Below are 5,488 nucleotides of genomic sequence, written 5' to 3' on the forward strand. Positions count from 1 at the left end.
CTGGTCAGCGAGATCGAAACCCTGCTCAACCCGATTGAAGATCGCTTCTCTGCTGCGCCTGGAGCCGCGCGGCAAGCGTCACCTAGGGTCTGTGTCATGCCCGCCCATCAACGCCGCCCCTATCTGCTGGCCTACGACATCGCCGATCCCAAGCGCCTGGTGGGCGTGCATCGCACCGTGCGCGGTTCCGGCATGGCGCTGCAGTATTCGGTGTTTCTCGTCGTCGGTACCACGCGGGATCTCGATCAACTGCTCGCCGCCCTGGATGACATCATCCAGCCCGCGCGCGATGACATCCGTGTTTATCCGCTGCCAATGCAGTTCGATGCCGAGCAGTATGGCCGCCAATGGCTACCCGGCGGCATTGACCTCCCCTCCGATGCCAGTCTCACCCAAGCTCTGCTGGCGATGGTCGCCGAGCAGGACCGACGCGCGGCTGAAGAACCGCCCGTGCGTTCCAAGCACAAAGGCCAACCAGGCCGTCCACCTAAAAGGAGTCATTGAGATGTCCCCGTCTCTTTTTCCGCGCTACCGTGATGCCATTGCCCGCTATCCGCTCGCTTCGGGCACCGGCGCGCGCAAGCCCGAGGCCCTACCCGATGAGTTGCTGATCCGCCGCGACGGCCGACTGAGCATCTACTACGCACCGTTTGAATTTCCAAACCCCAATGCCAAGGTCGTGTTGCTCGGCATCACCCCCGGTCTGACGCAGGCCGATAACGCGCTGCGCATTGCCCGCACCGAGATCGAGGCTGGCAGCGCCGAGCAGGACATCTTGCGTCAGGCCAGGGAAGGTGCGGCTTTCAGCGGCACGATGCGCGAGCCGCTGATCGCCATGCTCGATAGCGTCGGCCTCAATGGCTATCTCGGGATCAACAGTTGCGCGAGTCTGTTCGGCGAGCGCCGCGACTGGCTGCAATCCCTGTCGGCCATCGTCTTTCCGACCTTCGTCGACGGCAAGAATTATGGTGGTAGCAGTCCAACGCTGACCGGCCATCCAGCGCTGCGCGACCTGATGACCTCGCACCTGATGCCGATGCTCGATGCCTTACATAACGCGGTCATCGTCCCACTGGGTCCGAAGCCAGAGGCAGCCATCGGCTGGGTTGCGGCGAATCATGGCGTGCGGCCACCGCTGGTTCTGCGCGGCATTGCCGCATCCGTCTGGCAGCAACGCCGAGCGCATCGCCTATTTCCTTGGTCGTAAGCCCCGCGAACAGCTGTCCAACAAGACCAACCCGGATAAGTACGACCAAGCCAAGGCACTGATGAAGGCCGCACTGAGTTCCTGACCGTTACGCAGGCTCATCACCACCATACTTCGCAGCTCACAACCGTCTCGTGCGAGCGCGCAGGAACGCCAAGATCAGCCTCGGCATCCACTGCTTGACCTCTCCGTCAACCAGTTCTAACCTCTTGATCTGGACAGCTCGACACGGAGACTCTGCATGTGAACTTTCGGGTCGCCAAAATTTTCTGCAACCCCCCTTGCAGGTTGTTGATTATAAAGGCTCCCTGGCGTCGAGGTCCGAACCTAGACCCGATCTAAAGGGGATTAAGACGCTGTAGGGACTGTTTCTTGCTCCTCCTGCCAACGCACCTGCAGGGCTTTCAACCGCTCCCGCGTCGCCCACTCCACCTCGCGTGCCTGATCCCGCTGCGCCACGGCAACCTGCTCGCGCACCCGCACCTCCGCCAAGGCACGCTCGCCTTCAGCCATCACCTCGCGTAACCGAGCCTGCTCCTCACGCGCGACCTCGAGCTCGGCCTCCACCCGCATGGACACACGCTGTTGCGTGGCCAGCGCCTTGCTCAGGGCTTGCATCCGCTGCTCGCTCGCGTGCGTCTGCGCCTCCAGCCGCTGCTTGAGCCCCTCGCGCTCGGCCCGCAGTTCCTCGATCACCCGCAGATACTGCTGCTCTTGACCGACCGCGATCTCACGCTCACGCGCCTGCTCCAGGCGCAACTCCTCGACCAAGACCCGCCCCTGCTCGATCTGCTGGCGCAGCCCGTCGCGCTCGGCCTCATGCGTGGCCTGCAGCGTCTGCAGCCGCTGCGCCTGTGCGCGTTCGGCTTCCCGGCCCTCCGCGCGCGCCTGATCGCGTTCGGCGCGCAGGGTCGCGTTCAAGACGCGCCGCTCCTCGGCCACGGCGGTGATGCGATCGCGTTCCTGTGCCGCCTGCTGAGCCTGCTGCTCGGCCGCCTCCTGAGCCAGCCGGGCCTGGGTGATCTGGCGTTGCGCCTCGGCGCGTTCCTCGGCCAGGCGAGCAAAGGCAACCTCCTGAGCGGCTTGCCAGAACGCCGCCACGGGCGCCTGCAGGGTCTCCGGCACACCGGCGGGTAAGGCCTCGCCCTGGAGCTGCTCGCGGATCTCCTCGATCACCGCATCGCGCAGATGCAGGATCGTGGTATTGGAACCGCGCCCGAGATGGCGGCGCAGGCGATCGACCGAGGGCGCCTCACAGGCGCTCAGGCAGGCGTAGACGGCGGAGCGGACATCATCGGCGGAAATCGAGGCAGGACGGGACATGCAGCGGTATTACGTGTTGCTATGATACGGAAATACAGTATACAGCATCATGAAATGATCAAAGATTGCAACAGAATCCCCCCTCTGTTGCGATCTTGGCCCAAAAGCCCGTTTTCGCCGTGAGCAGACCCTGCGGAGCCGTGGAACATCCCGGGACAGCGACTGCGAGAACGCGGCAAACTGGCCGAAAAAAGCTCTAGAAACAGACGATTAAGAACCGCGTGACACGCCCCGGCTAAAACCGTGGAACGTTTCACGGGCAGGCCGCTCACGGCCGAGCGCTCGCCGCATTCCGATGCCCTGCCCCCGATCAGTCTCCAGCATCGGCGAGGCCGGTGAGTCCACAGTGGGATTCGAGCCACGCCACATTCGCGATCGCCTTCGGCAGGGCCATCAGTGGATCGGCGAACGCATACTGCGGCAGCGCGTCGCGAATCAGCTGCGCCATCGCACAGGCTTGTGCCAGATCGCGCGGCTTCTTGACCGGCTCGCGATCGATGCGCTGTGAGAGCCAGGCTTTGTGGAAGGCAAAGGCGCGTGGGTCTGGTACCCGAAACGGCACCGGCCAGCCGTGTTCATCGATGGCGACGGTCTCCAGTGCGGGCACATTGAGCAGCCACTGCAGACCAGGCACCTCGGCGGCCACGAGGTCTTCCTCGGCAAAGGTGATCGGCTCGGCCTGATGCAGCGGTTGTGGCGCAATCACGAAATCGACCATGAACTGCCCCGCGTTGGCGGCACGAAAGCCCTGTCGGCGCACGCATTCAAAGCTCCGATCGGCCTTCTTGAGCAAACCGAGGAGCCCTTGGCCCTCGAGTCGATGGGAGACCAGCGTGAGTCGCTGGCGGGTGTCATACAACAAATCGACATCGCCCGAGGCGAGCAGCTCCAAGAGCAGCTGCACGCCGGCGTGGGCTTCGTAGGCGTAGAGGGCCTGCGTGCCGAGGACGGTGAACGCATCCCCGAGCCGGGCCTCGTCCAGAGCGCGCAGAATGCGCGCCACAACCCGAGGGACACGCCCAAGGCGCAACGCTTTATTGAGCCGGGCCTGTTCGTCGAGTTGCGCCTTGATCTGGGCGAGTCGCTGCTTTGCGGCGGCTTTACGGTCGTGGAACTGGCGCAGGCGGGCTTCGGTCTCGGGGTTGCGCCGTCCGAGCAGTTTGCCGTTGCCGCGCCGGTCGCGCTCGCGAAACAGATAGTCCACGCCCCGCACCCGCTTCCAGCGCATCCCGTAGGCATAGGTGCGGCTCTGGTGTAAGGCCTCGCGGTAATTCTCGAACAGCTGCTCGCTGTTGATCAGGTGCAGTCGCTGCTGATGGGTGAGTGCGCGCACATCGTTTCCGTCATCTTTTAGGATGCGGCTTTATGACGGAAACAGCCGACCAGATCAATGGCTCCGGCACGGCGAGAAGTTGACCATCTTCCAGTTGACGAATAAACCGTCTCGACTTTTTTCCAGAAAGCAGGAAAATCGTCAGTATGGAGCGACTGATCAAACCGATGGTGCAGCGCGATCTCTCGCGCAAGATGGTGTTCCTCACCGGTCCCCGGCAGGCAGGAAAGACCACGCTGGCCCAGATGATTGCTGCGCAGTCTCCCGATGCCCAGCTGTTTAACTGGGACGTCCTCGCCGACCGTCGCGTGATGCTGGCCCAAAGCTGGGTTCCCACAGCCTCCCTGCTGGTGTTCGATGAGCTGCACACGATGAAGGACTGGCGCCCCTGGCTCAAAGGCGTGTATGACGGGCGAGCGGAAGGACAAGCGATTCTGGTCACCGGCAGCGCGCGGCTCGATGCCTTTCGCCAAGCCGGGGAATCGCTGGCCGGTCGCTACTTTTCCTGGCACCTGCTGCCGGTGACGGTGCATGAGCTCGTCGCGGCGACGGACATCACGCCTGAAGAGGCGTTGAGCCGGCTGCTGATCCGAGGCGGGTTCCCGGAACCGCTCTTGGCCGACACCGAGACCGATGCACGGCGCTGGCGGCCGTTGTATCTGGATGGGCTGATCCGTGACGACATCCTAGAGTTTTCCCGGATCAGCGAGGTACAGGCGATGCGACTGTTCGTGCAGATGCTGCGCGAACGCGTCGGATCACCCGTGTCATTGGCCTCCATGGCCCGCGATCTGCAGCTCTCACCCACGACCCTCAGTCGCTATCTGGGCATCCTCGAGACGCTGCATATCGTCTTCAGCGTGCGTCCTTTCCACCGCAACATCGCGCGTGCCTTACTGAAAGCGCCGAAGGTGTATTTCTATGACACGGGCCTGATCAAGGGGGATGACGGCATCCGCTTTGAGAATGCTTGCGCCACGATGTTGCAGGCCGAGGTGCAACGGCGGCGCGATGCCGAGGGCCAGGAGGCGACGCTCAGTTACATTCGTGACAAGGAAGGCCGGGAAATCGATTTTGTCGTCTGCGAGGCCGATCAACCGATGCAACTGGTCGAGTGCAAGTGGTCGGATGCTGCTGTTCCCCGGTACCTAGCGGCCACGGCAGCGCGATTTCCGCAGGCCCGCGCCACCTTGCTGGTCCGCCATCTGCGCCATCGCGAGCAACGCGGACCCGTGGCGGTCGAGCCCGCCGCTCAGTGGCTCGCCGAGCTTGGGGCCGGGCGCTGATGCCGCTTCCAATCCCATCCCGGCGCCCTGCCCTAATCCCGGCCGGTGGCTCAGAACCGGGTCTACAACCACGCCGCCTTGCCCGCGCTCAGTCCAGCCTCTAGAATGCGGACTACGCACAACGTATTTAGGGGGTGCTCATGCACAAGCGCATGACGATTACGCTCGATGAACCGGTCTACGAGGGGCTGCATCGGCGCATTGGTAAACGGCGCATCAGTCAGTTCATCGAGGATCTGGTGCGCCCGCATGTGCTCGATACGAGCTTGGATGAGGGCTATCAGGCGATGGCGGCTGATTCGGAACGCGAAGCCGAGGCCTCCGAGTGGTGTAACGCGT

The 5,488-nt window shown here is 63.4% G+C and carries 6 protein-coding genes; 4 read left to right on the plus strand and 2 right to left on the minus strand.

Annotated elements, in window-relative coordinates; all coding sequences use genetic code 11:
- Together cas2 and VBE63_RS24160 are read left to right on the plus strand one after the other, a co-directional pair.
- The coding region (gene cas2 / locus VBE63_RS24155; RefSeq protein ID WP_323685568.1) for a CRISPR-associated endonuclease Cas2 at nucleotides 1-504 on the plus strand (504 nt) is incomplete at its 5' end.
- 1 nt (nucleotide 505) lies between these two features.
- Nucleotides 506-1,207, plus strand: a complete 702-nt coding sequence (locus VBE63_RS24160) for a hypothetical protein (protein ID WP_323685569.1) — start codon at nucleotides 506-508, stop codon at nucleotides 1,205-1,207.
- Between the two features lie 348 nt (nucleotides 1,208-1,555).
- Here VBE63_RS24160 and VBE63_RS24165 read toward each other — a convergent pair whose 3' ends face one another.
- Both VBE63_RS24165 and VBE63_RS24170 read right to left on the minus strand, forming a co-directional pair.
- Nucleotides 1,556-2,530: a DNA-binding protein gene (locus tag VBE63_RS24165; protein ID WP_323685570.1), complete on the minus strand. Its 975-nt coding sequence runs from the start codon at nucleotides 2,528-2,530 to the stop codon at nucleotides 1,556-1,558.
- A gap of 310 nt (nucleotides 2,531-2,840) precedes the next feature.
- On the minus strand, nucleotides 2,841-3,863 hold the full coding sequence (locus tag VBE63_RS24170; RefSeq protein ID WP_323685571.1) for a nucleotidyltransferase domain-containing protein: 1,023 nt from the start codon (nucleotides 3,861-3,863) through the stop codon (nucleotides 2,841-2,843).
- A 146-nt stretch (nucleotides 3,864-4,009) separates the two neighbouring features.
- Between VBE63_RS24170 and VBE63_RS24175 the strand changes: the two genes are divergently transcribed.
- Both VBE63_RS24175 and VBE63_RS24180 read left to right on the plus strand, forming a co-directional pair.
- On the plus strand, nucleotides 4,010-5,149 hold the full coding sequence (locus tag VBE63_RS24175; RefSeq protein ID WP_323685572.1) for an ATP-binding protein: 1,140 nt from the start codon (nucleotides 4,010-4,012) through the stop codon (nucleotides 5,147-5,149).
- A gap of 140 nt (nucleotides 5,150-5,289) precedes the next feature.
- Nucleotides 5,290-5,488 (plus strand): addiction module antitoxin (locus VBE63_RS24180; protein ID WP_323685573.1); only part of this gene is annotated, 199 nt, incomplete at its 3' end.

Origin of the sequence: Lamprobacter sp. (assembly GCF_034860625.1) — a bacterium.
Taxonomy (GTDB): Bacteria; Pseudomonadota; Gammaproteobacteria; order Chromatiales; family Chromatiaceae; genus Lamprobacter.

Bases quoted from the DNA above. Each gene is read 5' to 3' on its own strand.
- VBE63_RS24160 (WP_323685569.1), top strand. From the start codon at position 506: ATGTCCCCGTCTCTTTTTCCGCGCTACCGTGATGCCATTGCCCGCTAT.
- VBE63_RS24165 (WP_323685570.1), bottom strand. From the start codon at position 2,530: ATGTCCCGTCCTGCCTCGATTTCCGCCGATGATGTCCGCTCCGCCGTC.
- VBE63_RS24175 (WP_323685572.1), top strand. From the start codon at position 4,010: ATGGAGCGACTGATCAAACCGATGGTGCAGCGCGATCTCTCGCGCAAG.